At 44.2% G+C, this 15,876-nt stretch carries 15 protein-coding genes and 1 pseudogene; 2 read left to right on the top strand and 14 right to left on the bottom strand.

Annotated features, from left to right (window positions below; genetic code table 11):
- Nucleotides 1–76: 76 nt before the first annotated feature.
- Nucleotides 77–400 carry a hypothetical protein gene (locus tag EQU24_RS16295; RefSeq protein ID WP_017842566.1) on the top strand — a complete coding sequence of 108 codons (324 nt, stop codon included), beginning with the start codon at nucleotides 77–79 and terminating at the stop codon, nucleotides 398–400.
- A 256-nt stretch (nucleotides 401–656) separates the two neighbouring features.
- Nucleotides 657–1,372, top strand: a pseudogene (gene istA / locus EQU24_RS16300) (IS21 family transposase); the annotation flags it as partial.
- A gap of 798 nt (nucleotides 1,373–2,170) precedes the next feature.
- Here istA and EQU24_RS16310 read toward each other — a convergent pair.
- The 14 genes from EQU24_RS16310 to EQU24_RS16375 form a co-directional block, all read right to left on the bottom strand.
- Complete coding sequence (locus tag EQU24_RS16310; RefSeq protein WP_017842564.1) at nucleotides 2,171–3,697, bottom strand: DndE family protein; 1,527 nt, start codon at nucleotides 3,695–3,697, stop codon at nucleotides 2,171–2,173.
- Nucleotides 3,698–3,700: 3 nt separating this feature from the next.
- Nucleotides 3,701–5,692, bottom strand: a complete 1,992-nt coding sequence (dndD, locus tag EQU24_RS16315; RefSeq protein WP_017842563.1) for a DNA sulfur modification protein DndD — start codon at nucleotides 5,690–5,692, stop codon at nucleotides 3,701–3,703.
- Entirely contained in the window at nucleotides 5,689–6,324 is a 636-nt protein-coding gene (locus tag EQU24_RS16320; protein ID WP_017842562.1) for a hypothetical protein, read from the bottom strand. The genes dndD and EQU24_RS16320 overlap by 4 nt, the downstream gene beginning before the upstream one ends.
- A complete protein-coding gene (locus EQU24_RS16325) occupies nucleotides 6,321–6,503 on the bottom strand; it encodes a DNA modification system-associated small protein (protein ID WP_017842561.1) in 183 nt (60 codons plus the stop codon). The genes EQU24_RS16320 and EQU24_RS16325 overlap by 4 nt, the downstream gene beginning before the upstream one ends.
- Before the next feature lie 16 nt (nucleotides 6,504–6,519).
- Nucleotides 6,520–6,780 (bottom strand): type II toxin-antitoxin system MqsA family antitoxin, encoded by a 261-nt coding sequence (locus tag EQU24_RS16330; protein WP_017842560.1) that lies wholly within the window; start codon nucleotides 6,778–6,780, stop codon nucleotides 6,520–6,522.
- Entirely contained in the window at nucleotides 6,777–7,097 is a 321-nt protein-coding gene (locus EQU24_RS16335) for a DUF4258 domain-containing protein (protein ID WP_017842559.1), read from the bottom strand. The genes EQU24_RS16330 and EQU24_RS16335 overlap by 4 nt, the downstream gene beginning before the upstream one ends.
- On the bottom strand, nucleotides 7,085–7,591 hold the full coding sequence (gene rhuM, locus EQU24_RS16340) for a RhuM family protein (protein ID WP_017842558.1): 507 nt from the start codon (nucleotides 7,589–7,591) through the stop codon (nucleotides 7,085–7,087). The genes EQU24_RS16335 and rhuM overlap by 13 nt, the downstream gene beginning before the upstream one ends.
- Nucleotides 7,588–8,958 (bottom strand): restriction endonuclease subunit S domain-containing protein, encoded by a 1,371-nt coding sequence (locus tag EQU24_RS16345; RefSeq protein WP_017842557.1) that lies wholly within the window; start codon nucleotides 8,956–8,958, stop codon nucleotides 7,588–7,590. The genes rhuM and EQU24_RS16345 overlap by 4 nt, the downstream gene beginning before the upstream one ends.
- Nucleotides 8,958–11,756 (bottom strand): N-6 DNA methylase, encoded by a 2,799-nt coding sequence (locus EQU24_RS16350; RefSeq protein ID WP_017842556.1) that lies wholly within the window; start codon nucleotides 11,754–11,756, stop codon nucleotides 8,958–8,960. Before EQU24_RS16350 ends, EQU24_RS16345 begins: the two co-directional genes overlap by 1 nt.
- Nucleotides 11,757–11,777: 21 nt before the next feature.
- Entirely contained in the window at nucleotides 11,778–11,975 is a 198-nt protein-coding gene (locus tag EQU24_RS16355) for a type II toxin-antitoxin system antitoxin (RefSeq protein WP_017842555.1), read from the bottom strand.
- Between the two features lie 480 nt (nucleotides 11,976–12,455).
- Nucleotides 12,456–13,310 (bottom strand): ImmA/IrrE family metallo-endopeptidase, encoded by an 855-nt coding sequence (locus EQU24_RS16360; protein ID WP_017842554.1) that lies wholly within the window; start codon nucleotides 13,308–13,310, stop codon nucleotides 12,456–12,458.
- Nucleotides 13,311–13,515: 205 nt separating this feature from the next.
- Nucleotides 13,516–14,625, bottom strand: coding sequence for a tyrosine-type recombinase/integrase (locus tag EQU24_RS16365; protein ID WP_017842552.1), 1,110 nt, complete (start codon nucleotides 14,623–14,625; stop codon nucleotides 13,516–13,518).
- Nucleotides 14,626–14,634: 9 nt separating this feature from the next.
- Nucleotides 14,635–15,105 carry a helix-turn-helix domain-containing protein gene (locus EQU24_RS16370; RefSeq protein ID WP_017842551.1) on the bottom strand — a complete coding sequence of 157 codons (471 nt, stop codon included), beginning with the start codon at nucleotides 15,103–15,105 and terminating at the stop codon, nucleotides 14,635–14,637.
- A gap of 254 nt (nucleotides 15,106–15,359) precedes the next feature.
- A complete protein-coding gene (locus EQU24_RS16375) occupies nucleotides 15,360–15,740 on the bottom strand; it encodes a hypothetical protein (RefSeq protein ID WP_138767202.1) in 381 nt (126 codons plus the stop codon).
- Between the last annotated feature and the right edge of the window lie 136 nt (nucleotides 15,741–15,876).

The raw sequence follows: 15,876 nt of genomic DNA on the forward strand, positions 1-15,876 counted from the left end.
CCGACATTTTTATGCCCCAGGTTTTCGCTACTGTTTCTTTCAATCGCCTTTTCGGCATACCCCTCGGCTCCGACTCATGTTTAGAATTTACAAACGAACCATTCATATTGGCACGACAAACGATCCTCAACGGCGACTTGAATATCACGTCGAAGAGGATTCCAATTCTAGCCTTGCCAAAATCCTGGCTATTCCGGCCATGATCGCAGCAGCTGTCGTCGGCACGCTGGTCTTGTCCGTGGTTTTTGCCGTATTGTTGATCCCGTTGAGTATTTTTGGTTTCAAAGCGTGGAGGCTGATCAAAAGTGCTCAGCAACAATCGGTTCGGCAATCCGAGCCCGATAGCATTACCGCTGAATACACCGTTGTTTCTGATGACGATAAGTTGCAAGTAAAATGAACACTAACCCTACTCCCTTTAATACTCAAAAATTAGCTAACTTTATGAAGGTATGGTGTGTGTGAGTCGCAGGTACCACCGGCTGAATATTCTGGCCCAACCTGAACACCCCTTCTGGAGCAATCTGAACACCCATTCTGATTCAAGTTGAACACTTTTCTGGATTTTCCAGAATCGGTGTTCAAGTTGCCAGAATCCCACCTAACGCATTGTTTATCTAATCAGATTATCCTTCCCACCTTTTGTGGAGAAGATAATGTCAGCGAAGAGAACAGCAATGCGAAAATATCGAGAAGTACTCAGGCTTAGCTATAGCGCCGGATTTAGCATCCGAAAAATCAGTGCCAGCACCAAAATCAGTGTCGGCAGCATTCAAAACATCTTAAAACTGGCCGAACAGCTGAAAATATCCTGGCTGCTACCGGAAGATTGGGATGATCAAACTTTAGCCCTGAAATTTTATCCCCGCTCGGATGCTCAGCCTTCAACCAAATTTCAGGAGCCGGTATGGACTGACGTTCATCTGGAGTTGAAGAAAAAAGGCGTGACCAAACAATTGCTCTGGGAAGAGTATGCCCAGCAATATTCCAATCGTTGCTATAGCTACTCGCAGTTCTGCGCGCGTTATGCCGATTGGCGGAAGAAACAAAAACGTTCCATGCGCCAAACCCATCGTGCCGGTGACAAGTTATTTATCGATTATGCCGGCCCCACCATGTCTGTGGTCTGTGCCTCAACCGGCGAAATACGTACCGCGCAGATCTTTGTGGCGGTGTTGGGGGCCTCCAATTACACCTTTGCCGAGGCGACCTGGAGCCAAAGTCCGCCTGACTGGTTAGGCAGCCAAAGGGCTAAGCCTTTGAATTTTTTGGTGGTACAACCGTGATGCCGGTCCCCGATAATTTAAAAAGCGGAGTGACTAAAGCCTGTCGTTACGACCCTGAACTCAATCCAAGTTTTCAACAGTTAGCGTCCCAACCACCATGAACAGGCTAGTCATGATAGCCTGGCTTTCACAGGTGATTTTGCCTTCGGCACACAGCTTCTCGAAGTCCGTTTTTAAGCAACTGACTTCAATTCGAACCGAGGCTTTATCAAGGTTGGCCATCCACGTAGATACGGTAAGTTTGCGACAAACTCATCCTATCATGGGTTTTTTCGGCCTCCGCTGGCCGCGTATGATCGCTGTAAACCGAATTTTTGAGGCTAAACTCCTTGCAATGCGCAAAATCCACGCTGCGCGCACTGGACTGCCCAAAAAACCACAATTAAATCAGGCCTGCACAATTTCTATTTTTAGACGCTAAAAATCTGTCAAGCTTTTTTTGATTTATTTTATGGGGCGAGTAGTTACCACAAAAGTTACCCAGACAAATTCTGGACATAAAAAAACCAGTTGCCCGCGAAAGCTAACTGGTTGATTTACTAAGTTTTTGTTGGTGGGTCGTGTGCGATTCGAACGCACGACCATCGCATTAAAAGTTCGATCTAAACAACTTCAAAGCAACTGCATACTACTTATAACATCCTATAATCAACAGCTTACCAGTCAATTGAAGATGTGTAAAGTTGTTAAAAGTAGTATAAAGCAATATAAACCACTGTAGTTTTTACTGTAGTTTTCGAGCAGTAAAAAGCCCGTTTTACCGACCGTGATCTTTAATACTCTCCCATTGATCATTATTCACCACACTGTATGCTTCATCAAAATTTAGTCCAAATATCCGCTAAAACTCTCTATCTGGGCATTGAATTAAATAAGTGTGATCCCTAATAGCTCTTATAAAACGCTTCCGCCTCAAATTTAACAAATTCTTCAGTTTTTACCTGCGAACGACTAATTACCTGAAAGGGTTCTAACCGTGCAATCTCGGTCTGTAAATCTTTTGCAGTCTTATTGCTACAGCCTAAAATATCCTGAACAGAGCTTGCGGAAACACCATCACATTGGAAAATATAAGCAAATTCTAGTAGTTCCTGAAAATTAAAGAACTTCTGCTGATAATCATTCGGCGATTGTGACGCAAAGAAAACAACAATGCCTTTAGAGCGTCCCTCACGGATAATACGCTGCAAAAACATATTCTTCTGGCTTAAGTAATTGTGCGCCTCGTCAATGACTAATATCGTGCGTATGGTCCGCTTGCCGTCTTCGACCGGGCTATCCGGCAACAAAGACATTTCCTTATAAAGCCGCTCGATTACCAAGTAAGCGACCAGTTCTTTCAAAACCGGCATGGCATGTACATCAATTAGAACGGTTCGATTAGAAATCTTATCGATAGGTGCGATTTCATCGCCATGCTTCCAGAACAATTCAAAAACGGATAAATCGCGAAGCACTTCAATCAGGGTATCGTCCTTTTTGTCTTCCTCTTCATACATCAGATTAGCAATTTCCAGAATATCCTGAAAATCTGGATAGGGTGCATCGGAACCAGCTCGCTTTGCATAACCTGCCCGGATAGCTTCGGTTAATGCGCCTTTCTGTACTACGCCCAATTTTGAGTTAATAGAAGCAAAACTTTCCGCCTTTTCTCGTGCAGAAATATTGATCGTTTGTTCATCATAAGTGGGTAGTACAAACGGATTGATCGGCAAACGTTGGTTGCCTTGCAGTAGTCTAAAAGGCTGGACTTTGGCAATATCCAGAAAATGTTGGTTATCGACCACATCGCCTTTGTAATCAAAATAAATGAAATGGGTCTGGTAATTCGACTGAATGCGAATATCCGCCAGAATTTTCAGCAAAAACTGGGTCTTACCTACACCTGGTTTACCCATAATCGCCAAATGCGAGTTGGCATGTTTATCGGTATTATTCAGCTCCATGATCAAATCGGCTTTTTGCAATAAAGTTCTGCCGATAAAAATATCCAATCCACGCCCCCGTAATTCCTTACGCCCCTGAAACTCCACCAGATCAACCAGACTCTTTATCAAGCCCTCGGCACTGCGCCCGCTTTCAATATACAGTTGCTCCATAGCCAGACTCCCCTGATCGATATGGTTTTTGATCAGCGAGCGATTGGAAAAAAATGCATCTTCGGTAATATCGCCTTTCCCGTGTACATGCGCCAGTAGGCTACGAATAAATAATTCATCAGGACCAAAAAAAGTAGGGCGCTTTAATTCGCCGCCACTAAAATTAGCACTTTCAGCAACATTTTTGCCGTCTTGCACCAGTGATATAGTGAAAGCAATACGCGCCAGAACGGCTTTTTCCAAGCGAGTTTCAAAGCGCAAAGAACTTAAAATCTCATCCGCTTCACTAGAAGTATATAAACGATCCGCCATGCTCTATTGCTCCCAAAAATAGCCTTGTTTAACGGTCGTTAATTCCTGCCGGGGTTCAAACTCCAGGCTGGCGGCACCGCTCAAATAAGGTTGTAAATTACGGTAATAATCCTTGTCTATTTCAGTATCGGTAGAAAGAATAATCACCTGTTGACCTGCATTGGGGAAATAATGCTTGATGATATTATCCCTATGGGTGCTATCGAGCCTGGACAGCGGTGTATCGATTAATATAGGCAATTGCAACTGACTGGTTTGCGCCAGGCCCCACAACAGCGACAAAGCGAACACCTCTTTTTCGCCCGCAGCAAGGCTCGACTTCCTGATTTCGTGGCCGTTGCGGTCAATCATTTTGATCTCGTAACTCTTGTCATCGATCAAAATATCCTTGATTAAACCGGTTTTACTGGACAGCATCCGGTACATTTCAAAAGTCTTTTCCTGCAATAGATGCACCTTGTTTTTGCGCAGCCGAACCGTATATTGATTCAGCAAATTGGCAATCGCGTCGCATTCCTCAATAAAACCGGCTTTCTCCTTGGAAACATGGTGTTTCTCGTAAAGCTTTTCCACATCCAGTTCAATGTCCCGAATACGTTTTTCCAGCGCCAGGATTTCGTCCTCCAACAAGCGTAATTGTTCGGTTTTACGGCCAATCTGGGTTAAACAACTTTCCATTTCCGCCTGCAATTGATCGAACAATTCCTTCTCGGAATCGGAAGCAATACCCGGTTGTAACGCGGCTTCCAATTGCCGGACCTGGACAGCCAGTTCCTGTTTTTCTTCTAATAACGGTTGAATCAAAAACACATCGCTGTTTTCCAACGTTTCCATTTTTTGCAACACACGGGCAGCATCACGATCGGAAAGATTCAGTATCTTGATGCTGTCATTAACAGAATCGCCCTGTTGCAATAAGCGAAAAATACGCTGTTCCAGTTCCGCCATTTTTTCAGCCGATAACTTTTCCCGATAAATCGGCTCCGGTTCCTCTACTACTCGGACAATTTTTCGGGCCAAAATAGCCGCATTGTCGCGAATGGCTTCGTATTGCACAGTCTCCCGCTCGGCATCGATTTGTTTGCGAATATCGGCAAACAAGCGCCCGGCAATTGCAAACGGTAAAACACCTTCGCACATTGTTTTAAGCTCATTTTCCACTTGCCCCAAACGGTTAGACGCCTGAATACGGGCTTTTTCCGCCTCCCTGATGCTGTCGCGGGTTTCCGGTTCGGCGTTAAAAGTGGCTTGAAAGCGCTCCTTGGCTTCCTGATGTTGGTTTTTGAAGGCATCCAGTTCTGCCTTAACCTCATTTCGTTCCTGAATCGTGCGGCTGACCTTGCTTTTCTCCCTTTTCAGCTCGCTTTCCTTAAATTCCAGGTCCTCGTCGGAAATCTGTACAAAGCCTCTGCGCTCTTCGGTCTTGATATACAAAACATCTTCCGAAAGTTTGGTGATGTATTGAATGCCCAGTGCTGCTTCCAGCGACTTCTTCAAGCGAAGTTCCGAATGATCGTCAGCGGCGATTTCCTGAATCTTTTCGCCATCGAAAAAGAAAAACTGGGTAATGCCGGGCGGAATGGTCGCGCGGATAAAATCCTGCCACATTTGCTTGTTCTGCACTGAAACCCGCTTGCCGTCTTGCACCACGACTAAACGTTCTTCCAAATCCTTTGCTTTGGCGTCGTTGACGACTCCACCGCTCCAGGACCGCTTCACAATCAATTCCGAGCCGTCATCCAGCTCCACCACCAATTCAAAAGAAACTGACGTATTACCGCGCGCCAACTCCTTGCGATTGATGTTTTTATAAATCACTTCCGGCTTGGTGCCATACAAACAAAAACTGACCGCTTCCATAATCGAGGTTTTACCGGCACCGTTCATGCCGCCGATCAGGAAAATACTTTTGCCGTCGGCACCCACCGGAAAAGGGATTTCCGTCGCAAACTGAAAAGATTTGTAATTCTCAATGACCAGCCTAGTAAATTTCATTGATGTTCCTCGCTTAACTCCCAAATCCCCCGAGGCGATCCATTTTTCAAGATGCCATCCTCAATCATCTTGTATCGCTCCCAACAGGCATTGTTTTCCCAAACAGCACTTTTACAAGAATCTCGCCATTCTAAATCGCCGGGTAACAACTTACCTTGCAGTTTTTGCTCCATATACTTGAGCACCTCATTCTTCTGCGAAGAACCACCCAAATGTTGCAAGGCTTCAATCATAAGTTGGCGCAAGGTAGCGTTATCAGTTTTTGTTGATCTTGAACGCTTTTTACGGGGCTTTTTCTCCGTTGTTTGTTCTTCGTTCCCCAATCTCGATTTTAAATTCCTGACAATTTCATCCAGTTCATCTGTCAAAAGGCTTAATGCCTGCATCGCTTCTGCTTGTATTGCAAGGGCAGCGGCTAGGCGGGTTTTTTCCGCCCGAAGCGCATCGGGTATAGCAATGCCCACCTTATCAAGATTATCGATTGCTTTAGCAACCTCGCGTAACTGTGTTTCCATCACAGTGGTTGCCAACTCGTCTTGCCCGTTGCCAAAGAGATCAACAACCTCAAGAATAAGATCAACTAATAAGCGAGGATTTCTCACATAGCTCTCAATCCCTGATCCTTGATTCATTGTGTTTCACCGGTTTTACTGCTTAAAATTTCCCGCAAAGCATCATAAACACCGGTTCGACGCTCTTTAAATTCATACTCGCGGACTGTGTCCAACAATTTGACGACCTTATCGAAACTCACCTTATGCTGTTGGCAAAGTTCTTCCAGCAAGCGTTTGTCTTCCGTGGTTAGATTCATTAGTTTTTTCCTCGTGTCAGGATGGCAAGGATTGAATTTCCTGTTGCCAGTTAGCGACTTCCACCACCGGGTGCTTCAGACGCGCCTGCTCAACGATCTGTTCCAGTTTTTCGGCGACACTGTCCTCCAGCCAATCAGTGCCGCATAAATCGCACACTTGGGCGGGGACATCGCGCACAACCACCACGCCAAAACCAAGATCAACAGTAAAAGTCGTGCGACCGGCTTGCTTACATCCGCCGTGGCAGACCGGGCAAAGATCGTTGTGGGTATTCATGATAGCCTCCGGGTGATTAAATCAGCTTCAAAATGAGTTAAATCGGGACGATAAGCGGTAATAATATGACACTGTTCGCTTGCCGCGTCATAAGCTAAAACCACATGCAATGCTTCCGGCTGATTCAATGCCAGCAACAAACTTGGGATGGGGTGATCATCTGGGTAATCTTCAATAATAACGCCCTGCAAAATGGCATTTTTTACCTGGTTCCGACCGATCCCTCGCTCCAGCATACGTTCCAATGCGTGTTTTTTCCAGAGGACACGGCCTGCATTGACCGCAGCGCGAATATCGGCGAGTATTACTGACGACATAAAGTTTGAAATATCAGCACGTATTGATCTTGCGTCGTTAAATTCATCGTTTTTTCCCCAGATAATTTTGCAACATCGCCTTTGCGGACTTTTGCGCCTTTCCAGGCAGTTAAGCCCATATTCGGCTGACTGGCGTCGGCACGATCGGCAATCAATTCGGCGGCGGTTTTGCCGGAAATGGCGAAAATAACCGGCAGATTATAAAACTTACGCGCTCTGGAAATGTTGCGCTTGCCTTCGGTTTGAACGTGTAAGTATTCCTTACAAGTTGCCGCTACTTGCAGTTCACCGTCACGATAAATTGCCTTAATGTGTAGCGTGATATTTTGCGTGGTGGTTTGGAACAACTCTGCCATCATCGCTTGCGTCATCCACACCGATTCATCCTGTAAACGCACCTCGATGCGGGTTTGGCCGTCTTCGGTTTGATAAAGCAATAAATCGCCGACGAAAGGCAAAGCCGTTTGATCGGGGTTTGATTTTTTTCCACTCATGATTGAACTGCTTCTTCGATCAGTTGTTCGACGCGGTTTTTGGCTTGTTCTAGCAACTCCTTTGACTTATTTCCCGCATCCATTGAAGAGATGACTAATTCTGTTAATCTTTCACAAACATTATCAGGAATATTAGGAAGCAAAATTCGTCCTAAATATTCATCAGGCAAAGAAATAATCCCAGTCGAACCGATAATCCCTCGGTATATAAGCTCTTGGCCAGCTCTGGTACTCAAAAACAATAAATAAGGTAATTCAATATTAATTGGGGCATCAAATTTCCGCCTCAACAATCGCAATGTTCCATCTATAACACATTCTCTTGGCAGATTATGAGTAAAACTGATACGACCGAGGGAACCAACTCCCATTGATGCAAAAATAAGATCACCTTCTTGGACGGCTGTTAGACCAACTGTTGCCCCTGCAAAATCATTGACACGATCATAATCAATCGATGGGGTTCTTATGTTTTTTGTCTTTAAAACGGCAATACCTTCATCTAAATATTTATTTGTGGATTGACCTCTAATAATTGAAAAATAGTTAGTTAGAGGCTTTGCATCTATAAATATTTTGTTAGAAAGAATTTGTTTTATAAGAGGTGAAAAATACTCCGCATTCATTCTCTTTTCGGAAACAACATCGCTAACTTGTGCTGTATAACCTAATGTTCTTTGAAAACTCAACTTGTCCAACCCTAGCTCTGCTTCGAGAAGTTGTTGAGCAGATTGATATAATTCCCGCGATAAAATCAATTCATAATGAGCCTTACGGATTTTTTCAGCTATTTCTAACTCTATGAGATTGCCAATGCGTGGAATAGGAATACTCCGCAGATCTTCAATATTAAGCCCTGTTTGAATTGCTCCCCTTTGCCTGCGAAGAAGACAAAGTTGTCCGTAATGCGAGTTCAAATAAGCGAGTAAATAGTAAGGGTCAACTCTATTAGTACGAAAAATCGTACTTTTACAGCTAAACATGGCAGGAGTTTCGCGCTCAGTACACACGGCAACATTCCCAAGAGTTCCAACCACCGAAATTATTAAATCGTCTTTTTTGACTGCATAACGTTGAAGCCGAATAAAATCAGCTTGTGGAATAAAACGACTATCATCCTCTAAGATAAAAAATGGTTTTACGTCCTGTCCCCTAATGTAACGAAATGGTGATTTAAAATCATAATTACGCACACGGAAAGCTGAACCAAAAGGTCCCGGTACAAATATACCCAAACTTCCAAGATTTTCGGTTTTGCAATTTCGAGTTCTTCGTTCCGCCTCAATATATTTGGGATCAGAAAATTCGGCATCAATTCGCCGAGTAGCGAGTATTTCAGAAGTCGTTGTTTTACTCCAAACCGCCATTACTCAGCACTCCAAAATTCCAATTCATGCCCCTGTGCAAACCTGACAAACGCCTCGGCAATACAAAGCTGTTCATCGGAGATTCCAGCGGCATCGGCCAAATCGTCAGCCGTTAAATCGTAATTAACCAAATCCTGATTAATTTTCGGTTGCCCATCGTGATCTTCCACCAGATTGCCGTTATCGTCGATCACATAGTCATAATCGCCGGAATTGTTCTTGCCGCCGCGTTCGCTGACCGCCATAAAAATAGGGTAATCCAAACGCTTGGCGACTTCGGCGGCTATCCAGCGTTCTTTCAGGGTGCCGATCAAATCGGCATCGGCTAACACCAGCTCCAGTTTGCCGCGCAAGGTCAACAGCTTTAACTCCCGCTCGGCTTGCGGAATCAATTTTTCCAGGCGTTTCTGCTCGGCTTTAAGGGCTTTTTCCGCCTTTTTTTGCCGGTCTTTGCTGATCTTAAGCTTGGCGCTATATTCCGCCTTGATGTCTTGAATCGCTTTTTTATGCTCGGCTTTTTTCGGTTTGTTGTAAGCCGTCAATTCCGCCGCTTTGCCGGTCCATTTGGATTGGATGGCTTCCAGCTCTTCTTGTTGCTGTTGTTGTGCCACGGCGAGCTCAGTTTGTTGTTGCTGTAGCAAGGCTTCGGTATCACTGGCTAAATCGAACAGTTTTTGCTTGGTACGGATCAATTCAGCTTTCAATGCCTCCAGCTTTTCTTCTGCTTGCACAAGACGGTCTTCATCGCTAAACGTGGGTTGATTATCGGCTGTGTCTTCGCTTTCATCGTTTTCGTTAGTTTCGGCAATGTCTTCCGCTTCCGGTTCAGCAAAGGTTTCGGCCAATAAATCCGCTATCGCTTCGGGAATATCCTCTTCTGGTATTTCGGCTGGATGGTTGCTAAGTAATTGCCAAATGTCCGCCTCATAATCGGGGCAGGCGGTAGCAATTTCATCATGGACTTTGGCAATGTCAGTCAATTGTTGCAACGTGTATTTTTGTACAAACAACACCGAGGTTTTAGTGCCGGTATGGGGTTTAAAAGTGTTGGGGTGTAAACCTACCACAGCCAGTAAACGGGCTTTTTTCAAAATCCATACGCGGATAAACGCCAACGAGGAATTGTTGAATTTTCCCTGCGGTAATACTATCGCCGCACGGCCACCGGGCTTGAGCATCTTCAGGATGCGTTCGATAAACAACACATCGCGTTCTTCCTTGGGTTGTTTATCGTCTCCTGCCCGTTTTAATGCCGGTTCTGCCAATTCGTAATGCGCCAGCATTTTGCGGTCTTTCATTTCCCCGGCAAAGGGTGGATTGGCGAGAATCACGTCGAACTTGAGTTCGTCGAAATATTCCCAGGCTTTGTCGTCGTCACCAAAGGCATCAATATCGGGTATGCGCTTAGCGGTAAGGTTTTCCTTCCTTAACCCATGCATTAATTCCCTACCCGATATTGTTTTGAACCATGTTTCAGGGTTCAGGCTACTGACATCAGGGCCAAAAATATTAGTGTGGCCGTCTCCGGCTATAAGCATCAAGGCGCGCGAAGTTTTAGCTGCTCTTGCTTCGAAGTCAATTCCCCACAAGTACTTTGCAGCATAATCATGCTTACGACGATAACGTAGATCATTATCATCAGCTGGGTAGCACCAATCCATTGCATGCAATAAAAAGCCGCCGGAACCGCAGGACGGGTCCATGACATATTCCGTGCGGGTGGGGTTGAGCATTCTTACACACATTTCCACGACATGACGCGGCGTAAAAAACTGACCTTTTTTCTTTTTGGCTTCGGTGGGAAGCAGGTATTCGAAAGCATCATCCATAATGCGTAAATTCGAACCTAATAAGCGAACGCCCTCCATTGGTCCAACACAAATATGAAGATGATCGGGTAACAAGTCGATATTTTCGTCTGGCTTGAATACCCCAGGCCATTCATTACAGGCCATGTGAAATAATTTATTTATTCGGTCATAAGTAATTTTGGGATCGCTAGTAGACTTTCCAAATTCAACGGTTTTATCTTTACGTATTTCCTCCGCTTGTTTTTCGTCCCAGATTTTGGCGAAGATCAACTTAAAAATTTCATTGAATTCATCTGCTCCGCCTATATCTGCAAGTACCAGCTCTTCCAAAGCTTGTACAATCTTTTTGAAGTTAAAATCCTTTTTCAGTTGCAACAAAGTTTTCTTGGCTTCCAGTACGTCTTTCGGTGCCTGTCCGCGTTTGGGTATATCGAACAAAGTATCGTCAAATTGCGCCGGATAAGGCCGGTAAAGAATAATGCTGTCACTACCGTTGGACCACACAGCAACCGGTGCGCCTTTAGCATTCATATAGCTTTTAAGTTGCTCAATACCGTCTTTACGTTTGGGCTTTTTGCATTCGATGATGATTTTCGGAGTGATCTTGCCGGAATCACTGTAAACAATAATGTCCGCCGCCTTGGTGCCGATCTCAGTGCCGAATTGCACGCTTTTTTCCAGGTCTATTTCATCGGCTTTATAACCGTATTGATTGATCAGCTTATATACCCAAAGCTGACGCACGATTTCTTCCGGGCTGGTTTTGCCGTCTTCGACAAAAACCTGGACTTCCTCGTTGGCCGTGGAAAATGGGATGAAACTTTTCAAGTAATACTTGGTTTTGCCCGCTTCGCGCCCGGTAGCCGCTGTTTTTGGATAAATGTTGAGAATGTCGTGAATCGGTTTGCCGAGATTTTCGAATTCAGTGAGTTCGTATTGAGTCGCCGGGTCTTTAAAAATACGACCGAGGATTTCTTTAGTATCCATTAAGGGTTAATTCCTTGGTATTTATCGCTGTGGATTTTCGCTATCGAAAAGGGTTTGTTGCTCAGGAATAATGACATTATGCTGCTTGCAGCTTTCGCGAATCATCACTTCCACCATATTGGTAAGGCTACGGTGCTCTTTTTCAGCCAGTAAACGCAAACCTTCCTTAATTACAGGATCAACACGCAACGTTAAAGTAATAGTTTTTGTGGCTGCCATGTGCTAACACCTCAAATTAGTTACGCAGTAAAAATGTAGTGCAAATATACAGCACTCTACATTCCTTAACCACTATTAGCCGCTTTCAATTATTAAAGAAGCACTGTATTTAATACGAAAAATTAGCGTGTCGGAAGGGGGGTACAAATCACTTTCGACCGCACAAAGTCAACAGTCTGTTATTCATGATTTCCATTTTTGCACGCATTCCTAGCAATGCCTGATTTGCATAATCATTATGTTCTGCTGACAGACGATGATAGGTTTTCAGTGCATCCCTGTGGGTTTATAGCCGTTACGGTTAAGTATGCCGGGTTCCCAATCAAGTTTAGCCCTGATCTTTTCAGCTCTACGAGTTGCCCGATCATCCTTTATTTCCCGCTGATTGCTTTATAAGCGAGTCGGTAACAGTGCCATAGGCGAAGATTTTACCGCCTATCTTCCTACTTATTGGTGCTAATGGAGTAAACCGCAGACGGTTTATACTTTAAAGCTCGTATGTGTGATTAAATCCAAAATGGTTTCGATCTGGCCAGCCGCTTTTAACAATGCGTATAAGTCCATATCCTCCACTTGCAACTTGTCATCTACATAATTCGTTAAGTAGGATTCTGAATTAGGCGAAACATTATTTCGATGGCAAACAATGTAGCAAACAGACTCAGCTTCCAGTTCTTTTGTTTCAGATGATTTATTCGCTCTATCTGCTATTTTTAAAAACTTGTCCGGGCCTAAATGACCAAGGTAAAGATGGGCAAGTTCATGAGTAAGTGTGGCAAACTGAACATTTGGGTCGTGCTTCTTATTTAATCTAATCAAATAATCCGGCTTTTGTTTTGCCTGTATTGATTGCTGGTTAATTTTAAAATCATGTTCCGGCCTTTTGATATGGCCTGCATGACCATCGCCATATTCAATCAACTGGGTATCTATGCCCAATTTTGCCAGCTTGATTATAAAATTCCCAATTTTGGCTTCCGTCATTACACCTGTCGCCCTAAATACTTGCGCAACATCATCTGGTAAGGGGTCACCTTCAGTATCTTCAACCTCATAAACCAACGCGACCGGTGCAAACGGCCATAAAATCAGAAGCGGTCTAGCCCCTTCCTTTATTGATCGATTAAATCTGATCTTCCAATCTCGTTCAGAGGCTGCAAATGTCAATCCAGGCTTTTGAATGTGCAGTAAAAAGACATTGAAGGGTGCAAAGTTAGGTAGCTTATTGACAAAATAGAGTAGATCCAAAAAGTTTTTCCCTTTTTTGTAGAGCTTTGACTCATCAAGCAGTTGCGTGAGCAATGAGCGCTCATCTTTATCTTCAAAAGGTTCCATGCATATCTCTTATCGTGAGCTATTCTCAAATTAAACGATGAACTGTAAGCGGCAAAATACAGGACGTCAATAATCAAATCAAGAATCACCCGCGGTCATGAACAATACTTTAAAGTTCTGAACCATCTCATCATCAACAGGGCCATCCACGATCCCGGTGCAATGAGCTTCGGGTATGGCCGTAAACAGCATGGATTAATCAGGCTTAAACTCCAATTTGTGAACTTTGGTCAGCCATTGCCTTAATAACAGCTCTAGCAATTTCATCAGCATTTTGGTTGACAGGAGAACGCGGGGATTTTAATTGCTGAATAATCTCACCCTGCCGATGTTGTTGCACCTCGCCATAGCTATACAAAGTCGTCAAAACGTCTTCATGACCTAAATTTTGGCTCCATGCTTTGAACTCCTCGGGCGATTGGCAAAGCTGTTGGCCCAGTGTCACCAAGGTTTTACGAAAGCTATGCGGGTTAAAATAAGGCAACCCCGCCGATTCAAAAGCCTCACGGAAGATTGTTCGTATCGGTGAAGCGTTGCTCCAATGCTCCTGTTTGAGTCCTGACGTTGTAAAAATCCTGTCTTCGCCGACTATGACTTTGGTCTTGGGGAATAAAGGATCATCATTACCCCAGAGCAATTCTTCTTTAAGATATGAAACCCAGTTATGGACAATTTGCTGTATCGCGTCGCCGACTGGAAAAAAGTAAGTCGTAAAAGTTTTGCTAAATTTCGTATTCACCTCCCTGGCATCCTGAAAGACGCTGTTTCCAACCACATCGACGTGCTTTAGCTTCATCGAGGCAATGGCGCTATCTCTTGCGCCAGTTAATAAGGTAAAAGCAATCAGTGCGCGATTACGCCATTCAATATCGGTATTACTAGGCATGGAGTCAATGACGTGTTTAATTTGCTCCAACGTGGGTACCGCTGTCTTGCGCCTCGCCGTTGCAATGCGCACCTCTTTTTCAGATAGATTGAAATATTCGGTGTCGGTGTAGCTAATGCGCGATTTATAACCCTGCTGCATGGCTAACCATTGAAAAAAGCTTTTCAATTGACCCAGGGTTGAGTTCATCGTCGCTTTACTTAATGGCTTGCCGGTACGCTGGTTGATTTGTTTGGCAAGATGATTTTTAAATCCAACCGCTTGCTCAAAATGAAAAGCCTTGAAGTCACGGTGTTTTGTATAGACTTCGAAGCGGCTTATGGCCTTGGCTACCGCATCAACCGAGCTTTCATTTTGGCGTTTGGCTTCCTTTAGAAAAATGAAGTATTTACGCTTGATCCGCTCATTATCGGGATTGTGTTTTGTCATGATTTCAACTCACTTTTTAAAGTCACTGTTTACGAGGGGTTTATTACTCTCGTTTATGTGTTTCAGTGCTTTCGGTAGCGCGATGTCCAATTGGCTTTGAATATGCGCTAATTGATCGATTCCAACGTATTTATTGATGATGTTGTTGCAACATGGACACAGACCAATCAGGCGGCCAGTCCTGCCATTGATGATTTCAAAATCAACCATATTTTCAGCAGGCCGTTTTGGTGTGCGACAGCGAAGACAATAAATCTCGTATGGGAGGCATTTGCGCTTGGCGCTTGCTCTTTTTCCCTGAAGATACTCACGCAAATTCGAACCCAAAATTAACAAGGGTCTTTTATTGTCATTAGTTGCCAAGCCGTCTTTAATCCATAAGCGCACGGTATTTTTATGGACAGAAAACAAATCGGCGACTTCTTCAACCGTATAATTTCGATGAATTTTTGCTAAATTGGGATTTTGGAGTTTAGCCATTACTTTTCACCCTGGCTAAATCAGCATGCCATCCATTCATCCATTTACGCTGCTGTAGATCGTCTTTTTCCATATAGTTATGGTTATAGTAGGTGTGTCCCGAAAAGGAGCATGCAAAGGTTTTGCAAGTCATTGATTTTTACCTTTTGCGTACCCCGAAACGGTACACAAACCAGATTAAAAAATATTTGTGTACCGAAAGGGAGCATACAAAACAAATTTCTGTACCCCTTTTCGGTACGGTTGCTTTAATTTCACGGTTGCCATTTTTCCCAATCGTGGGTGGGTTCGCGATATTCGAAAGGCATCCAGGTCAAACGCCATTCACGCGCTTTACTACCGGTTTTACTGTTAAACAGCGATTCCGTTTCACAAACAATGAAACCACGCGCCTGTAGGACCTTAAATGCCTTGCCGGCTGTTTCAGGCTTACAGCCGATTTTATTAGCGGCTTCCCTAACGCCATAAGCAACCGTCTTATCATTGCGCCATTGAAGCTGTAGCAAGATCATCAGCACCTTTGCAATAGGCGGCATCGACTCATAAGCGCAAGATTCGAGCATGGCCCGCGAAACGACCATAACGCCGCCCCTTGCGTCGTACTTTACTTTTGGCCCTTTAGTTTTTTTTGCCATTTCGAGCCTGCAAAATAGGCATAAGCAATAAAATCACTGTAGTTTTCCGCGTGAAACCGCGAAATTTCTAGGCTTGTCCCGCATTTGCCATGCGATACCGGCTATCTGTGCCCGATTATCCGAATCGGTAGCCAGT

It is taken from the genome of Methylotuvimicrobium buryatense (assembly GCF_005931095.1).
Taxonomy (GTDB): domain Bacteria; phylum Pseudomonadota; class Gammaproteobacteria; order Methylococcales; family Methylomonadaceae; genus Methylotuvimicrobium; species Methylotuvimicrobium buryatense.